Origin of the sequence: Dokdonella fugitiva (genome assembly GCF_014138265.1) — a bacterium.
Lineage (GTDB): Bacteria > Pseudomonadota > Gammaproteobacteria > Xanthomonadales > Rhodanobacteraceae > Dokdonella_A > Dokdonella_A fugitiva_A.
This window is the reverse complement of the sequence record NZ_JACGXL010000004.1, coordinates 426,651-445,962: the sequence shown is the minus strand read 5'-3', so window position 1 is coordinate 445,962 and position 19,312 is coordinate 426,651. Positions and strand designations below refer to the sequence as shown.

Annotated in this window: 17 protein-coding genes; 12 read left to right on the top strand and 5 right to left on the bottom strand. The window is 66.0% G+C overall.

The annotated features are described in order from the left end of the window. The 4 genes from FHW12_RS14490 to FHW12_RS14475 form a co-directional block, all read left to right on the top strand. A partial coding sequence (locus FHW12_RS14490) for an IS3 family transposase (protein ID WP_182531737.1) occupies window positions 1-144 on the top strand: 144 nt, incomplete at its 5' end. A gap of 238 nt (window positions 145-382) precedes the next feature. Beyond that, window positions 383-1,093 carry a DUF4145 domain-containing protein gene (locus FHW12_RS14485; RefSeq protein ID WP_182531736.1) on the top strand — a complete coding sequence of 237 codons (711 nt, stop codon included), beginning with the start codon at window positions 383-385 and terminating at the stop codon, window positions 1,091-1,093. Further along, window positions 1,086-1,235 (top strand): thioredoxin family protein, encoded by a 150-nt coding sequence (locus FHW12_RS14480; protein WP_182531735.1) that lies wholly within the window; start codon window positions 1,086-1,088, stop codon window positions 1,233-1,235. The genes FHW12_RS14485 and FHW12_RS14480 overlap by 8 nt, the downstream gene beginning before the upstream one ends. Further along, entirely contained in the window at window positions 1,232-1,444 is a 213-nt protein-coding gene (locus FHW12_RS14475; protein WP_182531734.1) for a hypothetical protein, read from the top strand. The genes FHW12_RS14480 and FHW12_RS14475 overlap by 4 nt, the downstream gene beginning before the upstream one ends. 134 nt (window positions 1,445-1,578) lie before the next feature. Here the strand turns inward: FHW12_RS14475 and FHW12_RS14470 are convergent, their stop codons facing one another. Beyond that, window positions 1,579-2,607, bottom strand: coding sequence for a hypothetical protein (locus FHW12_RS14470; RefSeq protein ID WP_182531733.1), 1,029 nt, complete (start codon window positions 2,605-2,607; stop codon window positions 1,579-1,581). Window positions 2,608-2,642: 35 nt separating this feature from the next. Beyond that, window positions 2,643-3,608 carry a hypothetical protein gene (locus FHW12_RS14465; RefSeq protein ID WP_182531732.1) on the bottom strand — a complete coding sequence of 322 codons (966 nt, stop codon included), beginning with the start codon at window positions 3,606-3,608 and terminating at the stop codon, window positions 2,643-2,645. Between the two features lie 1,199 nt (window positions 3,609-4,807). Here FHW12_RS14465 and FHW12_RS14460 point away from each other — a divergent pair. After that, window positions 4,808-5,572 (top strand): type II toxin-antitoxin system RelE/ParE family toxin, encoded by a 765-nt coding sequence (locus FHW12_RS14460; RefSeq protein WP_182531731.1) that lies wholly within the window; start codon window positions 4,808-4,810, stop codon window positions 5,570-5,572. A 111-nt stretch (window positions 5,573-5,683) separates the two neighbouring features. Next, window positions 5,684-6,265, top strand: coding sequence for a hypothetical protein (locus FHW12_RS14455; RefSeq protein ID WP_182531730.1), 582 nt, complete (start codon window positions 5,684-5,686; stop codon window positions 6,263-6,265). A 192-nt stretch (window positions 6,266-6,457) separates the two neighbouring features. Here the strand turns inward: FHW12_RS14455 and FHW12_RS14450 are convergent, their stop codons facing one another. Next, window positions 6,458-7,501, bottom strand: coding sequence for a hypothetical protein (locus FHW12_RS14450; RefSeq protein ID WP_182531729.1), 1,044 nt, complete (start codon window positions 7,499-7,501; stop codon window positions 6,458-6,460). A gap of 622 nt (window positions 7,502-8,123) precedes the next feature. Between FHW12_RS14450 and FHW12_RS14445 the strand changes: the two genes are divergently transcribed. From FHW12_RS14445 to FHW12_RS14435, 3 genes are all read left to right on the top strand, one after another. Next, window positions 8,124-8,417, top strand: coding sequence for a hypothetical protein (locus FHW12_RS14445; RefSeq protein WP_182531728.1), 294 nt, complete (start codon window positions 8,124-8,126; stop codon window positions 8,415-8,417). Between the two features lie 44 nt (window positions 8,418-8,461). Next, window positions 8,462-9,412: a hypothetical protein gene (locus FHW12_RS14440; protein ID WP_182531727.1), complete on the top strand. Its 951-nt coding sequence runs from the start codon at window positions 8,462-8,464 to the stop codon at window positions 9,410-9,412. Window positions 9,413-9,510: 98 nt separating this feature from the next. Further along, a complete protein-coding gene (locus tag FHW12_RS14435; RefSeq protein ID WP_182531726.1) occupies window positions 9,511-10,083 on the top strand; it encodes a hypothetical protein in 573 nt (190 codons plus the stop codon). Window positions 10,084-10,143: 60 nt separating this feature from the next. On the opposite strand, the gene FHW12_RS14430 is transcribed toward FHW12_RS14435, so the two are convergent. Beyond that, window positions 10,144-11,613 (bottom strand): hypothetical protein, encoded by a 1,470-nt coding sequence (locus FHW12_RS14430; protein ID WP_182531725.1) that lies wholly within the window; start codon window positions 11,611-11,613, stop codon window positions 10,144-10,146. A 440-nt stretch (window positions 11,614-12,053) separates the two neighbouring features. Here FHW12_RS14430 and lepB point away from each other — a divergent pair, with 440 nt between their 5' ends. Further along, window positions 12,054-12,953 (top strand): signal peptidase I, encoded by a 900-nt coding sequence (lepB, locus tag FHW12_RS14425; RefSeq protein WP_182531724.1) that lies wholly within the window; start codon window positions 12,054-12,056, stop codon window positions 12,951-12,953. 460 nt (window positions 12,954-13,413) lie between these two features. Beyond that, window positions 13,414-15,552: a hypothetical protein gene (locus tag FHW12_RS14420; protein WP_182531723.1), complete on the top strand. Its 2,139-nt coding sequence runs from the start codon at window positions 13,414-13,416 to the stop codon at window positions 15,550-15,552. 19 nt (window positions 15,553-15,571) lie between these two features. On the opposite strand, the gene FHW12_RS14415 is transcribed toward FHW12_RS14420, so the two are convergent. Continuing rightward, window positions 15,572-18,367, bottom strand: a complete 2,796-nt coding sequence (locus FHW12_RS14415) for a protein kinase domain-containing protein (protein ID WP_182531722.1) — start codon at window positions 18,365-18,367, stop codon at window positions 15,572-15,574. Between the two features lie 179 nt (window positions 18,368-18,546). Between FHW12_RS14415 and FHW12_RS14410 the strand changes: the two genes are divergently transcribed. Beyond that, on the top strand, window positions 18,547-19,116 hold the full coding sequence (locus FHW12_RS14410) for an ECF-type sigma factor (RefSeq protein ID WP_182531721.1): 570 nt from the start codon (window positions 18,547-18,549) through the stop codon (window positions 19,114-19,116). The last annotated feature ends 196 nt before the right edge of the window (window positions 19,117-19,312 follow it).

The following is a 19,312-nucleotide window of genomic DNA, read 5'->3' as shown; positions in this document are numbered from 1 at the left end:
CACCACGAGCAGTTCAAGGATCGCGACGAGGCACGAACCCGGGTGTTCGACTACATCGAGGTGTTCTACAACCGCGAGCGATTGCACAGCGCGCTAGGCAACCGCTCACCCGAAGACTTCGCCGCGCAGGCGGTGTCTAATTAGACTGTCCGAGAAACCCGGGGTGGTCCAGAGTGCTGCAATCGCCGACGCGCCTGCTCGTCGACTTCTGGGACGATTGGTGCGGTCCATGGGCAATGAATCTCGGGACAAGGTCGTCTGGAGCCTCCCAGTGCTACCGAGAGGAAATCACATGGTCACGGTTGCAGATCCTTCGATAACACTCAGGTCCTTTAGGTGCCCACATTGTGGCGCATTCGCTGCACAACGGTGGGGAGAAGCATTGTTCGCTGCGGCCAATTCGGGCGAGCCTAACCTTCCGCCGGCGCTCATTACTCCCGATTCGCTGGAAGGCTTACGCAAACAAGGGCACCAACCGCATGTAATTTCGGAGTTGGGACGCGCGCTAAGTGGAGATCTGATGCTCTCATATAATTCAGCCGCGACTGCCAACTATGCCGTTCATAACCTCTTTATCGCGCAGTGCGTGGCGTGTTCCAAACTATCGCTTTGGAAACGAGAAGAGATGATTTACCCCGGAGCAACTTTTGGCCCGGAGCCAAACGAGGATTTGAGCGACGATATAAAGCACGATTTTCAGGAAGCTCGCGATATCGCAGTGCACTCGCCGCGCGGGGCAGCAGCACTATTGCGGTTGTGCATCCAAAAACTCATGAGGGCTGTGGGTGAATCCGGAAGAGATATTGACAGTGACATTGCCAAGTTAGTGGCAAAGGGTCTTCCGCCACGGGTTCAAAAATCCCTCGACATCGTGCGAGTGATCGGCAATGAAGCAGTGCATCCCGGTGTATTGGATTTAGCCGACGACATTCACACTGTTGAAACTTTGTTTGGACTCCTCAATTCGATTGCTGATCAGCTCATTTCCCATCCGGCTGCAATCGATCGCATGTATGAAGCGTTACCAGAGGCAAAGAGAATCGCAATTGAGGCTCGCAATGCCAAGGCGAAGAACACTCCGAAGATTGAATAAAGCTAGCGACCAGACCGCGCTCGCCTACGGCGTGCGCTCGGCGCCGACGATGATCCTGTTCAAGGGCGGCAAAGTGCAGGCGACGCAGATGGGTCTCGTCTCGAAGTCGCAGCTGGCCAAGGTCATCGACGCTGCGATATGAGTGCGCGGACGATCCTGGGGCGATGCCTGGCGGGCATCCTCGCGATACTTCTGCTCGGCGGCGGCCTGCTGATTGTCTACTACTACATCATGGGTGATGAGTCGGTCTCAGCACTTGTGGAAGCGGCCTTCGGTTTCATCCTGGCATTCGTCTTCGCACGCTATGCACTGGGTACGTTGGCCCAGACGTCGCGATTTCTGAGGCGGTAGCGCCAGAGATCGATCGGTGCGGAACAAGGGGGGCAGAGTAATATCTGTTTGAATGTGCAGCAAACAGGTCTATCGTGGCCCTGACCCAATGAAGCTGACGCCGCCTCGTCCCATCGATTTCTGCTCGCCAAAGGTTATCGACGCTGCGCTCTAGCCGGCTTTTCCCCACCAGCAAGCTGGCGTAGCGCCGCCCGATTGAATTTCGGCTTGCTGCTGCTTCCAAAGGCAAGCACTTCGATGTCGAGGACATCAAGAACGGCCATGAGCGCCTTCGCTGGAGCACTCGGCATCGCAATCACCTTTCGCATCTTCCGGCCAGCCAGCTGCTCGTAGATCAACAGCTGGCCCACGGCTTGTTGCACCGAAGCCGCGTCATACTCCGTCTTTATCTCAAATAGCACGTCCCGCGACATTCCGTAGGTGTACATGTCCGGGCCATACCGGCCCATCCTGGCGTTCGCATGCTTGATGCCGACGCTCTCCAGGCTCGTTTTCAGCGCCGCCGACACGTCTGCGTGCCTTCGACGTCCTATCTTCGCCTCCTGCGGCGGGATGAAGAAGTTGCCGCGCAGCTCGGGCGACAACTTCTCCATGTCTGCGACCCGTTGGAGCGGAACGCGCAACTCCTTCCCTTGCGCGCCCGCCAGTTCACGCGCGTTCGCACAATCGCCGACGAACTGCGCCAGCGCTTCGACGCAGGCCTTGGGATCCAGATCGAGTGGGCAAACTAGTGCGCACGCCGCGGAGCTGCCATCCGAGAAGCTCACGTCGCATATGTCGACGGTTGCCGATGCAAGAAAATCGGTCGACGCGATCCTCGCGCCTGCCGGATACAGACGTCCGCGATGTAGTACATAACGGCAGCCATCTTCGTCTTGAGCGAAAACTCCCTGATTCTGTGGGTTGATTCCAGAGCGTGGGGGGTTAACCTCGACTATCATGTTCTGCTTGAATCGCACTGGGGTATTGGAAAAGATGTTCCAGAAGATCGGCTGTCCTTTGCGATGGCTATCCCAGAACTGCGCAGAAATTCCGAGCGCGTCGATCCACAACGTATGGTCCCCGATTGGGGTGGCGAGCGACGCGAAGTTGTCCCGCCACTTCCTGAACAGCGCCGAGCATTCCGCTTTGTTTTCGATCGCGACAAGCTTTCGATGTGGCATGTATAGCTCCAGCCGCAGTGGGTGAACGACAACGCTTACGACCAAGTCGCGCCGCGTAACGCGGCCCCGAGTGCGGCGAGATCGTGTGGCACATCTTGCCTGCCGAGGACCTCCCGCAGATTCAAATAGCGACGGTTCTGGATGCCTCCCGGGGTACTCTTGCGGAAGTCGGTGGGTTCGAACGCGCCGCACAGAAAGAACTTATGCCCTTCGGTGATTGGCCAGCCCAGGGCAGCAGCGGCATCCGAGGCGCAGAGTATTCGCTCGGACTGCTCTTCCGTCAGCGCGGATTCTCCCGGGGCGACGCGTACGGAGCGCGCCTCCCGATCAATCACAGGATTCACCACGACGCGTTCGATGACGCCGATCGCTTGCACGGCCTTCCAGGCATAAACGCCGAGGAATCGCGTACTGCGAATGGCGCGGTCGGCCGGGCAGTAGTAAAGGCGCTCGCTGATATTGTGTTCGAACGACTGGCCGCACGGCGGCACGAACACGGTCCATTGATCTTGCGGCAGCAGGTCTTGGCTGTCGCAGAATGCTTCGTAGTCGTCGACGAGCTCCAGCATTTCCTCGTGGTGAGAGAGGTAAAGGCGGCGGACGCGGTCGATGAGGCCCGCGAAGGTGGCAATTGCAAGGGCGATGCCGCGATCCGCTGCTTCTTTGCGGAGTGCATCCATTTCAGCTGAGTTCCCATCCACTGATCCACATCCGAGCATCAGTGCGAAGCGGTGCTGCGCGGACTCGAGCGACAAGAAATGATTGCGCATCTGGGCCGTGTCGAAGGCATTCGACAACTTGGTTTCGACCACGAACTTGACGCTGTCCTGAGAAATGATTCCATCAGGAACGCTTGCGAAGGAGCGCTCCTGCTGCGTGAAACGCAGGCCGAGTCGAGGTATCTCGAACCCTTCTTCCCAAAGCGCGAGTACCAGCTGTTCAAATCGCTGGGGACTATCCCGATAGATTCGCCCTAACAGAACCATCGTGTTGTTCGTCACTAGATTTTCCGCAGCGACATAGCGCGGAAATTGGTGTAGTTCTGTCATCACAGCCCCTTGGATTCAATGCGTGGAGGCAATAACCGTCCCCACAGCTCAGGCAACAACGGCGATCACGGAAACGCGATTGCCACCCTTATACGGTGGACTGCCGACAGCGGCTTGTTGTCTGGCTCAATCTCGATTGCATTACCGAAGCAACGTCCTTGCCAACGCCTGCGGCGACAAAGGTCCAATAGGGATATTCCAGTGTGAGCCAGCGCGTACACATATGTACGAAATTGGTCGGAAGGTGACGCCGGGTTGCTCCCGGTGTAGGGGATAGGCGAAGGGAATAGGGGCTGGCAAGGGGCAGGCGACGCGGTTGGGTCTCGTCTCGAAGTCGCAGCTGACCAAGGTCATCGACGCCGCTCTGTGAGCCGCGGCTCGCCGGATCGCGCCCCCGTTCTCTCCTCTCGGAACCAGGACTGCTCCACCGAGGGCCGGTGCTGCTCCATCTCGGGGGCAGGCCTGCTCCCCGGAGGACCTGAGCTGCTCCTCGTAGGACGAACATTGCTCCTCCGAGGAGCAACGTTTCTCCTCGGAGGACCCCCCTTGCTCCTCCGAGGAGCAGCGCTGCTCCGGGCGAGGGGTAGCTTCGCTCCGCCAAGGACCGGTTCTCCTCCACGGAGGATCGACACGCCTCCTCCGCGGACCGGCACAGCGCCTGGGGAGGCGCAGCGCTGCTCCTCAGAGGGTCAGTGTTCCTCCACGGAGGCGCAACGCGTCGGTGAGGGTGGCCGTGAATGGCGACGACACTGACGCCCGCGCAGCGCGCGCAGGTCCGCGCGCACGACGGCGAATGACACCGGACTGACAGGTAGGGCATGGTTCGATCGTCGAACGCGGCCGCCTGCGTTCCGCGTTCGAGACACCATCGCACGAAACTTTCCACTCAATGCCGTGTCGTATCCCGCTCGAACGACGCCCTGATGCGGGCGATCGTTGTTCCCGTGCGTCGTTGCATGTCATGGGCCCCGAGCTGACGCTCGTCGCGGATTCAACGACCCGGGCCCCGCTCGTTCACACCTGTTTCCCGACCCCGCTGCTGGACGAATCATGAAAGCCCGCCGCGTCCATCCCTCCACGGCGGCATGAACAGGACGTCGCGCCAAGCCACCCAGGGGCCTCGAGACCGGACCGATCGCGTGCACCGCGGGATGGCGGCGCTGGTGTCGGTGCTGCTGCATGGGCTGCTCTTCGTGGTCATGATGCGCGATCCCCCGATCACGATGGCCATGCAGCAGGCCGAAGCGGGCAACGGCGCAATGAGCGTGACGCTCATCGACCCGACGCTCCCGCCATCGCCCGCCGAGCCCGTGCCACCGGCCCACGCGCGCGCACGCCCCAAAAAGCCCAAGGCGCCGCGTCCACCGCCCACGCCGGTCGAGCAGGCCACCGTGCCCCTGCCTGCCGAGGCGGCGGACACCGCGGATGCCACGGACGCATCGCCGGACACGGCGCCCGAGCCGACCGAAGCGCCGCGCGAGACCGCGAAGGTCGCTCGTCCTCCGCACGTATGGGGGCAACCGCCCGGCATGGATGCCAACGCCGTCGCGAATGCCGCATTGGCCGCCAAGCTCGGCAGCTACCGCGGGCGCGGCAACACCAACGCGCCGCCGCCCGTCGGACCCGACATGGCCGTGGATGGATTCCAGGTGTACTACGAGCTGGCCAACGAAACCCGTTTGCGCGCCTGGCGCGCGCAAGGCATGACCGAACTCTTTCTTCCGATGCCCGGCTCGCTGCGGCTAATGGTCTGCCCGCTCGAGGTCGCCCTGCGACGGGGCTCCAGCGCGTGTCGCATGGTCGAACCGGATTCACCGCAACTCAAGGTCATCGGCGACGCGCGCGACGTCATCACCATCCAGCGCGTCTACCAGCTGGGCGACCTCGTCTGGAGCGGACCGGGCCCGTACCGGTAGGCGGAAATCGCACGGGTGTCAGTCCGTTTGCGATCGCCCACAAACACGGACGGAGTTACCATCTTGATGCAGTGAGTACGTGAATCAGCCCATCGACGCGAACGTTGGTCAATGAGCATCGTAAGAGTCCGCTTCACCACCACCAGCACTGAACGCCCGCGATCGCAGGCGTCCATGCGGAGCGTTGCGACGATTCCTGCAACACTCGGAACACGCACGATGCGGCATGGAGCCCTGCGTGCGTGTGCGTGGGTGCTGACAGCGCTGCCGTTCGGCCATGCCGGAGCGACTCCCCCGATCACGGATCAAGTACGCGACGTGACGGTGAACTATGAGAATGGCGATCGATTGCATGCTGAATGCAACGATCGAAACGAATGTGATATCGAAGTCCGCGTCTTCGGCAGGACGTTCAAGCTGAAGAAGGAAGATCTGCGCCCCGCGGGCGCACTCTTCCCAACCTTCATCTCGCTCACGCCGCTCTATCCGGATGAGCTCACCTACGCGGTCGAGATCGATGTCTGGTGTTCGGACGACGAGCGCGCGCGCTGGAAAGCGATGTGGGATGCCGCCGACGCGCAATCCGGCAAGTGGACACACAGCCAACTCAAGTGTCGTGTCGGTATCATCGCCTCAGGCAACAAGGTCACGCGATTCGACCGGTTCCCGAAAGCCTCTGTTCCTGTGGACTAGCCGATTCCAGGGCGCATGGGCGGAGCATGCGCTCCGCCGCTCGTGCACGTTGGCCCGGGCATGTTTCTGCAGCTGCGCACGGTGGGACTCGCGGTGGGGCGCGTCGCATCGATGTGGGGTTCGTTCGCGCTGCGTCCCACCCTACGGGCGCCCCTCGCACCCCGCCCACTCTCCGCATGCGTACGGCAGACGCTACTTGAGGACGACCCTCAATTTGCGCAGTCTGGGCTGGTCGTCATTGCCGGTGAGCACGCTGACGCTGCGAACCAGGTTCGAGCGCAAGAGGATCGCGTCGACCGAAGCCAGCACGGCGGGCGAATCGCCGGAAAAATGAAGCTCGAGGATCGTGTCGCGACACAGCTTCGTGGGTGTCTTCGGTGCGTCTTCGAGCGGCGCCAGGGAGGCCAAGGCGACGCCGGCCGGCGAATGGGCGAGGATGAAACTCGACAGGTCGCTGACGCGCGCCGCCATGTCGGCGCACGTCGTCGGCCCTGCGCGTGATTCGGCGAACTCGGCCTCTGGTGCTGCCGGCAGGTCTGCATCGGTCAGCGGATCCGCAGGGGCATAGGGCTGTGCCGGAACTCTCGACCAGCTCGTCCGACTGGACGTGCGGATGGAACTGTTGGCGTCGCCCCAGATGTGGAACGGCCGGAGGCGGTAGACCCGATTCTTGACCAGCAGGTCACCGCTGCGATCATGCGCCAGCCAGATTTCGGTCTCGCGAGAACCGCCTTCGTCATCGGCACGAACGTCCGTGGGCTGCACGCGTGTGCGCATCCAGTTTTGCTCGCAGGCGTAGCGGACGATACCGGCATAGACGGGCGATGGTGGTCCGAGTTCGGCGACGGCCGCGAGAAAGGCATCGTGATCGTAGGAAAGTTTTCCGGCCAGCTTGCCGCGCAGCACAAGACTCCGCCAGCGCGCGTAATTTTCCGGATGGTGCTCGCGCTCGGCTGCGGCCCACTCCAGCAGTCGCTCGCGTGGCACGACCCACCACGCCTCGGTGGAGGTCGCGCCTCGCTTGAAGGTGAGCAGGATGGGTAGACCGTGGGAATCCGGCGGTGCGCGGTCGGTGATCGCCCTGCCGAGCGGATTGCCAGCAAGGTCATAGCTGCCATCGAGGGTGGGGCATTGAGGATTGCCCGGGTCGGGTTGCGCGGACGCTTCGGGATGAAAGTCGGCGGGAGGCCCAGCATCGAAGCAGGCGGTCAGTGACAGGCCGATTGCAGTGACCATGAGCAGACGACAACGGAGCATCCAAAACCCTTTCCAGGCCCGATGCCGAGAGCGTACACCAGCCGTTGCAACCAACGGTCAGAGTCATTTTTCCCAATGCAGTGAGCGCACACCAACAAAGGCACCAACAAGGGGACGGAGTAACTTTCCGTCCGCTCTGAGCCTGCGCACGCGCTTCAATCGAGTCGCGGCTGGCTTGGTCGTGTTGTGGTTCGCGGGCTCGTCGTCCTGACCGTGATGCACCGTCGAGCCGGCGCGATGGATGGGCCGTGGTCATTGTCGCCTCGAGTGCCCGGGTGGTCTGGAAGCTCCTCTGCACGGGGTGAACGAGGGTCCAGCACATCAGGATTGAGCCCGCAGACATCGGCGACCGCGCGTACGCTCGATAGGTGCGGAGGGACTCGCGGTTGTGCGCCTCGCACTCACTCGCTTTTTTTCGCGCCGCTGCGTCCCACCCTACGATCACTGCGGCGCCTCACCCCGACATGCGACAGGGTGGGAGGGGATCACGGCGCCCGATCGGCGGTGAACGGCGCCTCTCGGCACGGACGGCCCGGCGCCCGTTCGGTCCTGGCGCTTTTTTCCGTTTCCCTCTATGAGCCAGCCGATCGAGGGTCGATTCATGTTGCGCCATTTCGTCATTCCCGCGGGTCTGTGCGGCCTCGCGATCGCCTTCTCGGCGCACGCCAACTACGCGGTCGACTGGTACGTGATCGCCGGCGGTGGCGGTCCTGCCGCCGGCCCCTCCGTTTTCAGCGTCGAAGGCACCGTGGGCCAACCCCTCGCGATCGCCTCGTGCAGCCCCGGCGCGGTCGACTGCGCCTCGGCGGCCTGGGCGTTGAACAGCGGCTACTGGACGCGCGTGCCGTGCGACACGACGCCTGACGTCGTGTTCTGCGATGCGTTCGACCACTGAGCGCGCCGCGCTCCCACGACATTTCCTGCAAAGGAGTTCCGTACATGTATCCGATCCGTTTCCGTGCTTTCGTCCTCGCCGCCGCGGCGAGCGTCCTGCTGCTCGCCACCACCGCGCATGCCGCGCAGCCTCTCGGCTCCGCGTTCACCTACCAAGGGGAATTGCGCAATGCCGGCCAGGTCGCGAACGGGCTGCACGATTTCAGGTTCGCGCTGTATGACGCGCCATCCGGCGGTACCCAGATCGGCGTCACGCTGGAGCAGAGCCTCACCGTGTCGTCGGGGCGCTTCGGCACCTTGCTCGACTTCGGCGCCGGTGCGTTCGACGGCGAACGGCGTTACCTCGAAATCGCGGTGAGTCCGGCCGGCGCCGGCACGTACGAGACGCTGACGCCGCGCCAGGAGGCCACCGGCACCCCGTACACGATCGCGCAGCGCATGCGTTCGATCGTCGTGCCCGGCAACGCGATGTTCCACAACCCGAATGACGCGCAAACGACCGCGACGACCTACGGGCCGCGCTTGTCCGCCACCGCGCAATCGATCGGCTTTTCGATGCCGCAGCCCGCGGACTGGGACAAGACGCAGCCGTTCACGGTGACGCTGTACTTCGCGGTGCCGACCTTGTCGACCTCGTCGATCGTGAACTGGCGCCTGCAGGCGGGTTCGCAGAACCTCAATCTCGACGTCGGCTCGGCAAATTCCGGCTGGGACACGCTCGGCTACGGCGGCCAGGAGGACGGCACGCCGCTGAACATCTACGCGGCGCCGTCGCGCTCGAACATGATGAAGTCGCAAACCTGGACCGCCCACTGGAGCCAGACGTACCACACCTGGTACTTCGGCGCGGGCGTCAACACCAACAACGACTTCGCCGACGATCCGTTGTGGACCTTCATGTTCCAGCGCGGCAGCGCGGTTGCCGGCGGCAACGGCGAGGGGTATACGCAGGGCCTGACCGTGGTGTCGGCGGAAGTGCGCTATCCGTCGCACTGAGGCCGCCCTGCGTCGCTTGCACGCTGGTCGCCATCGCCATCTCCGTCTTGAAGGGTGGATGCGCGGGTTATAGTGCCTTCAGGCGAAGGAGATGGGCCATGCGATTCCCGTGCGCGGTGCTGCTGATGGTTTTCGCGGTCTCCATCGCGCACGCCGCGAGCGGCTCGCTGACCGTTTTCGACGACGCCGACCAGAACGGCTTCAATCGGTTGTTCTGCACGTTCGGCGACGGCGCGCAGGCGGAGCAGGACACCGTGCACAGCGGCACGACCGCGATCGGCGTCACGATCGCAGACTTCAATTCGACGTGCTGGCAAGCCCCGTCTTCGCTCTCGCGACAGAGCGACTATGACGCGATCTCGTTGTGGGTGAATGTAGGTTCTTTCACCGCGCCGCAGGACCTGCGCTTCCTGATCTACGGCAACGGCGAGATCATCGGCAAGGTCGACCTCGTGACGGTGTACGGCGGGCCGCTGCCTGCGGCGACATGGATCCCTCTGCACATCTCGCTGGCCGACCTGCCGGCGGATGCGCCGCCGGCGGATCCCGAGCACTTCGACGATATCGTGATCCGCACCTACTCCACCGGCTTGGGCGGTGCCGATCGATTCTTCGTCGACGACGTCGTGCTCATCGGCGCGGACATCTTCAAGGACGGTTTCGAGGGTTAGTCCCGACGAACACGCCAACGAACGCCCTGCGGCAGCGGCGTGCTGCAGCCGCCGACGCCGTCAGAGCGGCGCGAAGCCCGCATCGAGCCATTGCACCCTGAGGTTGCGCATCTGCGCGGAGATATCCGTCGCGCGCATCTTCGCGTAGATGAAGTAGCCGGTGTTCGCGGACGGGAATCCGTGCGCGCTGTACGGGTTCGCGCAGAACGAGTCGTCGGCGTAGAGGCTGCCGAACGGCGGCTGTATCGGACACGCGTAGAAGCCAGCCACGGTGCCGGCATAGGTCGTCGTGCCGTCGGCGAACGTGAGCGGCACGCCGGTCGCGCGCTGCGTGACCGTGAGGCGCACGCGCGCGGCATCGTCGAGCGCGTAGTCCACGTGGTACCAGGTGTTGGCTCGCAGCGGCGTCGCGAGCACGGGGCCGCAGGAGATCGTGCCTTCGCCGATCTCGAACACGATCTGCCCGCCCGTGTTCGCGACCGTGTCGCAGACGGTACCGTTGAGCGTATTGCCGGGGACGAAGGTGATCGCGACGCCGTCGTACGGCGGTACCGCGGACAGCTGGTTCGCCGCGGCCTGGCTCGCGTAATGCAGATACATCGGCATGTGATCGAGCGGCGACGCGTCCGGCACGGGCGGGAACCAGGTGCCGGTGTAGAGATCGAAACTCAGGCTCTGCCACGCGGCGCCCGCAGGGCGCTTCGTCACGTTGGATGCGTGCATGCCGTAGACGCTGCTGCCGGACGGGCTGCCGCCGAGCGCGAGCTGCGACCTGAGCGGCACGACGTCGCGGATCGGCACGGTCACCGGCGTCGTCGGCGACACGTTCGTGCCGTTGTAGGTGCCCGCGAAACCGACCGCCGCGACGGTCGGGTTCACGTACGACGCGAATGCGTAGCCGGCGACGCCTTCGTCCAACCAGCCTTTCGCGCGCAGGCTCGCGCGCGCGCTCGCGCTCAGCGTGTAGCGGTGTTCGACGGTCTGCCCGGTCGCGCGGTTGTCCTTGCGCAGGCGATACAGCGCGGTCGAGCCGTCGACCTGCGACGTGAAGAGATAGCCTTCCACGCGGTCGAAGCCGTAGCCGCTCGCTTCGAGCGCAGCGACTTCCTCGGCCGACGTCGTGTAGACGTGATCGGTCTCGGGCCGGGACTTGTACAGGCGATACAGCGGCCGCGCGTCGGCCGGCGGCGCGCACGCGAAGTCCATGCGCACGGCGTAGCCGTGGCCGGAGCGCGACGGCGCCAGGCCATCGCCCGCGGGCGCGTCGGGCGCGGCGGGCGTGCCCTTGTACGAGGGTTCGCCGAACGGCCCGTCCAGCGCGTTGCTCGAGCACGGCAACCAGGCGGCGACGCCATGGTCGACGAAGCCGTTGGCCGGCCCCGAGATCGCGTGGTCGTTGTAGTAGGTCGTGTAGAACGTGTCGGTCATGCCCGCGTTGCGCGACTCCCACAACGCCGTGAGGTCGTACGCGTGCGCGGATCCACCGGCCAGTACCAGTCCCAGTACCGCCACCTTTCCCATTGCGTCCATCCGCGTGCTCCTTCAGGTCGTCGTGGCACCGCCGCGGCGCTGTCACGCGTGATGCCGCGAATGCTACCGCAAGCGCGACGATGCGGGCTCGCGTGACGGAGCGCGACGCGGATGGCGCCAGTCGATCATGCGGATGCGGAACAGCGGCGGAACGCGCATTCATCCAGGCCGAGAGGCCAGGCAAACCGTGCGACCCACGGAGAGCGTGCGGCTGCCCTCGCGGGCAGGTAATAATGCGCTCGTGAAAATGACGCCGCCACGCCCCATCGACGTCCTCGTCTGCGGAACGACGGCGCTCGTGGTTGCGTTCGAGTTCACCTGCTTCCCCATGTGGAATGCGTTGCCCATGATGCTCGTGGCCGCGTACATGCTCACGCGCTGGGCGTCGGCGCGACGCCCGCCCGGCTGAAGCAGCGCATCCAGGCTGGAGACCGCCGCAAATGGAACGACCCATCCCGTCGCTCGGCGACATCGACGCGGCGCTGCAAGGTCGCGACGAACGCGTCGTGCGCCGACCCGTGGGGCCCGGTGCGCATCCGCGCAAGCCGTGGCTCGCCTTCCTGCTCGGCCTGTTCGTGCCGTCGCTCGCGTTCGCGTACGTCGGTCGACTCGGCGTGTTCGTGCTCCTCTACGGCGGCGTCTTCGCCGCACTCGCCGTGCTCGGCTGGAGCGGCCTCGTGCAGACGCTGCCCGGCATGGGCGTCGTGATGCTCGCTGGCGCCGCGCTGTTCGTCGCCTCCCTCGTGCTGCCCTGGCGGTGGGCGACCATGCAGCGGCCGTATCGCCTGCGCGCGTACAACCGCTGGTACGCGTACGTGCTGTTGCTCGTCGCCGTGCAGTTCCCGCTGTCGCTGGCCATGCTGCAGCGTGGGAGCTGGCTCGGCTTCGATACCTATCGCGTGCCGGCGGCGAGCATGGCACCGAGCATCGACGCCGGCGACTTCATCGTCGCGGACACGCGCCCTTCGACGCTCGCGTCGCTGCGCGTCGGCGACATCGTCGTGGTCGAATCCGCACGCCGCCCCGGCGAGCTGGTCGTGCGCCGCGTCGTCGCGACGGGTGGGCAACACGTCGTCGTCGGTGCGGACGGCGTGAGCGTCGACGACGTCGTGCAGCCGCGTACGCACGTGCGAGGCGACGAGGCGTTGCCGCCGGGCGCGATGAAGTACGCGGACACCGTGCTCGCACCGGACGAGCTGTACCTCATGGGCGACAACCGCCCCCTCAGCGTCGACAGTCGCACGACCGGCCCGGCCGCGCGCGCTTCCATCCGCGGCAAGGCGACGGCGATCTGGTGGTCGCTCGACCGCGCTCGGCTGGGCCCGATCCCCGCGCCCTGAGAAACCGCCGACCGTGTGTGGAATGACGGGACCGGAGTCACCGGTCCCGCGGCGATCCGGCCTGCGCGGAATGCGGATCGACATGTCGGGACAAAGGGGACGGAGTAACTTTCCATTTGAATGTGCGCGCGATCGAAGGAACGAAACGTCTTGCATTGAGCGCATGAGCTACGACCGTTGCCCGGACGATGTTGCGCGGCCAACGCCGGAACGCCACCCGAGCCGGCGACGTCGGTTCCAGGAAGCGGCTGCCCGCGACGAGCGCATTCCCTCGAGGTCGCTGGCGGCAAGGTCCGCGATGACCGAACGCGCGACATTCACTGTTGGGATCGAGGCGGCATCGCCACTTGGCGCGGCCATCGATCACTCGTCCGCTCGGCGCAAGTCCCTGCCTGCCTCGATGTCGCGAGCGACCGTCGATCGTCGTTCTAAGCTGCATCGACCCACGGGGAAATCCGGCATGTCCTTTCGCGCGCGTTCGTTCTCTTGGGCAAGACGGGGCATCCTGCTCGCCGCGCTCTGGGCGGGCAGTGCCGCCGCGGTGCAGCTGCAGGTGCCCGCGACGCATCCGCGCCTCTTCTATGGGGATGCCGCCCGCCTGCAGCAGGCGCGCACGTACTACGGCACGCACGCCTTCACGCCGGCCGCCGACGACTATGCCGGTCTCGCCCTGCGCGGCCTGCTCACCGGGAGCGCCGCCGATTGCACGACGGCCGCACACCACGTGCGCGACTGGCAGGCGAGCAATGGCGACGGTGGCTTCCGCGACGACGTGCGCGGCGAGGGCGAGGATCTGATGCTGGAGTTCGACTGGTGCCACGACCGGTTGACCGCGGCGGAAATCCAGACGCTGGTCACCCGCTGGAACGGGTACATGGACCGGGAACTTGCCGACACGCTCGGCAATACCGGCAAGGAAGCCAACAACTACTGGGCCGGGCGCACGCGCAACCTGCTGCTGTGGGGCATCGCGAGCACCGGCGAGAATCCGCGCGCGCAGGAGTTCATCGACGACGCGCTCGAGCAGCGCATGGGGGTGGACTTCACGCGCTGGTACGGCGATTTCGGCGTCGGCGGCGTGTTCCCGGAAGGCGACGATTACGGCGTCGTGAGTCTTTCCTATCCGCTGATCGCATTCGCGTCCGCCGCGGATTTCGGCTACGACCCGTTCGCGCAGACGCCCTATTACACCGAGGCGATCTACGCGCTCGCCTACGGCAGCACGCCGGGTCCCTCGACGATCGACGGCGAGGCTGCGAACGAGGCGAGCTTCTTCCCGTTCAACGACGACGAACATTTCTACGAAGGCGGTGCGATCAATCTGCGCGACTACCTTGGCGACTTCGCGACCTGGTTCGGCACACGCAATCCCGCCAGCGGCAACGCGCATCACGCCCTCGCGTGGCGCGCCGCGACCGGTGCGGGCCGACGCTGGATGTTCGACGCGCTCGGTACGACCGGCAGCGTCGCCGACCTCGCTTCGATGCCGCTCGACTATTACGCGAAGGGCGCCGAGGTGTTCGATGCGCGCACCAGCCACACAGGCGACGCGACGCAGGTACACCTGCAGCTCGGCACGCCGGGCGGTATCGAGCATCGTCACCTCGACGGCGGCAGCTTCCAGCTGTGGCGCAAGGGGCGCTGGATGACGCGCGAAAGCACCGGCTACGCCGACGCGCTCGCCGGCTTCATGGACCACGGCACGACCGATTCGACCGACCCGGTCGCGCACAACGCGCTGCTGTTCGAAGGCCGCTCGACCGGCATCTGGATCGGCAGCACCGGGCCGTTGCCGGTGTCGCCGGGCGGCGACCAGCCCCGCGGCCTGCCGCATGTCGTGCGCCTGCAGCACGCACCGCAGTTCGCGTTCGCCGCGGTCGATCTGTCCGATGCGTACCGCAACGGCCTCGACACGCGCGTGGACTGGCCGTATGCGGAGATCGCGATCCGTGAGTTCCTCTTCATCCGCCCGCTGCAGGCGCTCGTCGTGCTGGATCGCATGCGCGCGTCGTCGGACTCGCAGCGCCCGTTCTACGCCAGCGGCCAGTGGCTGGAGGACGGGCCGCACGAGGCGGCGGCCGCGGTGCGACGCACGTTCGTCATGCATTTCGAACGCGCGCCGACCGCGTCCGGCGGCAACCGCATGACGGCACCGGCCGGCACGCAGACCGCCGAGCTGATCACGCTGGTGCCGGCGTCGCCGTACGCGGTGGCGTCGCCATCGGTGCGCGTCTTCAACGAAGACCAGCCGGGCGACGCGCAGGCCGGGCAGTACCGCCTCGAACTCGATTCGATCGGTTCGGCCGAGAGCTATTTCCTCAATGTCGTCACCGGGCACGACGACGGCGAGCAGCCGATCGACGCGCAATTGCAGGACGAGGGTGATCACTGGCAGGTCACGCTGTCGCATCCGGGGCGCGGCACCGCGACGATCGTGCTGGCCAAGGGCATGCAGTCGTCCGGCGGCAGCGTGCGCATCGGCGATGGCGAAACGACGCCGCTCGCTGCCGGGGTGCAGGGCATGCACGTCGATACCACCGGGCCGGTCTGGGATGGCGGCGGCGACGTGATCTTCGCGTACGGTTTCGAAGCGCGCTGAGCGGGCCTACGGCGTTCGCTCAGTGGACCGCGCCCGCGGCGGAGGCGAGCGCGCGCACGCGACGCAGCAGGTCCGGATCCGGCGTCTGCATCAGGGGCAGCAGCGCGAGCGCGGCATCGGCCGCTTCACGCGCCTCGCGCGCGCGCGACATCGACGCGAGCGCGAGCGCCTTCTCGGCGGCGGTCTCGAAGCGCTGCGCTGCCTTCGGCGCGATGCGCGCGTACGTCGGTTCGATCTCCTGCAGTTCCGCCAAGGCCTCCGTGCCGCGCCCCAGCGCGAGCAAGGCCTTGGCGTGGTTGAGGCGGGTGTCGAGCGTGCTCTGCAGCAGCGCTCCGCCGACCGGTGCGTTGATCGCGAGCGCTTTCTCGGTCGTGGCCAGCGCCTGCGCAAACCGGTGTTCGCGCAGTTCCACGTCCGCGCGCACGATGAGGATCCAGGCGTACGCGGGATGTGCATCCCCCGAATGCGCCTTCTGGATCGCAAGTGCCTCGTCTTCGTCGCGATCGGCCTCGTCGAAGTGTCCGGCGTTCGCGTGGGTGCGGCCGCGCATCGCGAGGGAGCGCGCGAGCATCGTGCTGAAGCCGTCGCCGCGGTATACCTGAACCGCCTTGTCCATCCAGCGGATCGACTCCGCGTAGTCGCCGCGGTTTTCGTACAGGCGCGACGCCGCGAAGAAGGTCTGCGCGATGCGCGGATCGTCGTCGCGGAACATCGACTGCTGCAGTTTGAGCGCGCGCAGGATCTGCGTGCCCGCCTCGTCGACGCGCGACTGCGCGAGCAGGAACGTTCCGTAGGCCTGGATCGCCATCGCGTGATCGCGCGCCGGTTGCGCGTAGATGCGGTCGCCGACGGCGATCGCATTGCGATACGCCTCTTCCGCACCGTCGATGTCGCCGACGCTTTCGCGCGCGGTCGCGGCGTTGCTCCACATCGTCATCGTCCAGACCGTGAGTGGCTGGCCGTGTGCGCTCCAGTAGTCGATCGCCGTGCGCGCGAATCCGACCGCCTCGGGGTAGCGCTGGGCCTCGACCGCGACGTTGAGCTGCAGCAACAGGGCGGTCAGCGCGAGCTTCGCGTCGTCGGCGTCGCGGTAGCGCGCGACGATGCGGTCGACTTCGGCGTCCGCCTCCGCTTCGCGACCGGCCACCTGCAGCGCGCGCGCGCGGTACGTCAGCGCCTTGAGGCCGGTCTCGTCGGTACGCGCGTCGAGATCGGCGCGAAGCGGTTCGAGCAGGGCCAGCACGGGCGCTGCGTTCGTGGTCGTCTGGTCGATCAGGTTGCCCGCGCGACGTACGCGCAGGCGCACGAGCACGTCGGCGGCAGCAGCACCGAGTGCGGGCGCGAAGCGCTCGACCTCGTCGAGCAGCCGGTCGGACCGCTCGTAGGCGCCGATGCTGCTGGCCACGTCGGCCAGGGTCAGGAGCAGGTCGGCGCGCAGCGATGCGTCGAGCTGGTCGTCGCTGAGCAGGCGCTGCCCCGCGTTGGCGACGACGTCCTCGATGGTCGGCTTGCGGTCCTGCGGGCTTTCGGCATTGCCCGCATCGAACAGCGAGGCGAGGAAATCGCGGATCGTGCCGGCGCGAACCGCCTCGGCGTGCGCGACCGCCGCCTGCTCGCGCGCGAGCAGCGCCTGCTGGCGCGCGACACGCCACTGGTAGGCGATCCCGATCGTGCCGCCGACGAACGCGAGGGCGACCAGGGCCGCCGCTACCGCCGACGTGCGATGGCGCGCGACGAACTTGCGCAGCCGGTACCAGCGCGTCACGGGCACGATCTGCAGCGGTTCGCGATCGAGCCATCGGCGAAAGTCGTCCGCGAGGTGTCCGGCCGAGGAATAGCGGCGCGACGGTTCGCTCGCGAGCGTGGCGCGCAGGATCTGGGTGAGTTCGCCGTCGAGACGGCGCCAGTTCTGCCACGTGGTGGCGTCTTCGCTGGCGGGGAGCGTCGCGTCCGGCCCCATGCGGCCGCCGAGCAGCAGCTCGCTCGCGAGCACGCCGAGCGAGTAGACGTCCATCGAGGTCGCCGCGGGACCGGGCTGGAACTGCTCGGGCGCCGCGTACGCAGGGGTCAGGGCGACATGTTGCGTCGCCGTTTCGGGGTTGTCTTCGTCGATCAGCTTGGCGATGCCGAAATCCAGCACCTTGACGACGCCGTCCGCGGTCACCAGCACGTTCGACGGCTTCAGGTCCCGATGCACGACCAGCGCGCGGTGCGCTGCGTCGACCGCGCGGCAGACATCGACCAGCAGGGCGATGCGCGCGCGCGTGTCGAACGAGCGCGCGCAGGCGAAGGACACGATGTCCTGGCCTTCGACGTACTCCATCACGATGTACGGCGAGCCGCGTTCGGACATGCCCGCGTCGATGAGTCGCGCGATGTTCGGGTGCGAAAGGCGGGACAGGATCGCCTGCTCGCGTCGGAAACGGCGGTGCGCCTCCGGCGAGAGCAATCCGCTGTTGAGGAGCTTCAGGGCCACCGCCTGGACGGTGTCGCCAACGCGCCGGCGGGCGAGGAACACGACGGCGCTGCCGCCGCGCCCGAGGAAGCGCTGCAGCTCGCAGGTGCCCACGCGCGTTCCGATCATCGCCTCGACGTAGTCGTCGCCGTCGAGCTGGTGCACCCAGTCGAGCGCAGGCACTTCGAACAGACGTCGGCGCGCGTGGCCGGCGAGCAGTCGTCGCACCATCGCCCGCTCCTCGTCGTCGAGGTCCATGGCCGCGAGCATCGGTTCGTGCGCCGCCTCGGGCATCTCGAGCAGGCGTTCGAAGGCCTCGCGCACGCGCGCGTTGCGCGTGTCGAGCGTTTCATCGGTCATGCACGCACCGTTCGGTCGGCCCGGGTCGGGCCTTCGTTGGAATGCTAACGAGGAAAGCGAGGCGACCACGCCATCCTCGAAAAAATATTCTCCACGGCCCGCCGGCGCGTCGCAATCGCGCGCTCGCCTTGCTACAGTCATCGTCGTAGGTCGCGAAGTGGAAGAACGGCGGAATCCCGATGTCGGAACAGAGCATCCAGCCTTTCGAGGACGGGGGGTTTGACGGACCGGTCGCCGAGGCAGCCGTCGACGAGTCTTTCCGCAGCGTCTATGCCGCCCTGCGCCAGCTCGCGCGTCGCGAGTTGCGCCGCGGCTCGAACACCCTGCATACGACCGAGCTCGTGCACGAGGCCTACGTCAAGATGTCGCGTACCGAGGGGCTCTCGTTCGCCAGCGACGGCAAGTTCTTCCGCTACGCGGCGATGGCGATGCGGCACATCCTGCTCGACCGCGCGATGCGCCGCGCGCGCATCAAGGCCGGCGGGGGCAGTGTGCACGTCGACCTCGAGGATGCGGAGCACGCCGGGGTCGGACGCAGTCCGGCGCTCGCGCTGCATCTGGATGCGGCATTGCGCGAGCTCGAGAAGGTGGATCCGCGCGCCGCGCAGGTGGTCGAACTGCACTACTTCGCGGGCGTGTCGCTGTTGAAGGTGAGCGAAATCGTGGGCATGAACCGGCGCACGATCGATCGCGACTGGGCCTTCGCGCGCGCGTTCCTCGAGTCGCGCATTCCCGACGATCTCGGCTAGGCGCACGAGAACCGTTCCCGGGTGTCGTAGTCCGTCGCCGACGCTCGTTCTACTCGAGGCGACCGCGCAGCCGTTCTCCCTAGGTGGCTCCCCCTGTGCGTTCGCGCCCGCGGGACGGATGCAGGGCTACGGAAAGGCCCTGCGTCCGTCGCCGCATTCGCGCCGGGCGTACCGCTTGGCCTGAGTCTCGCGCCAC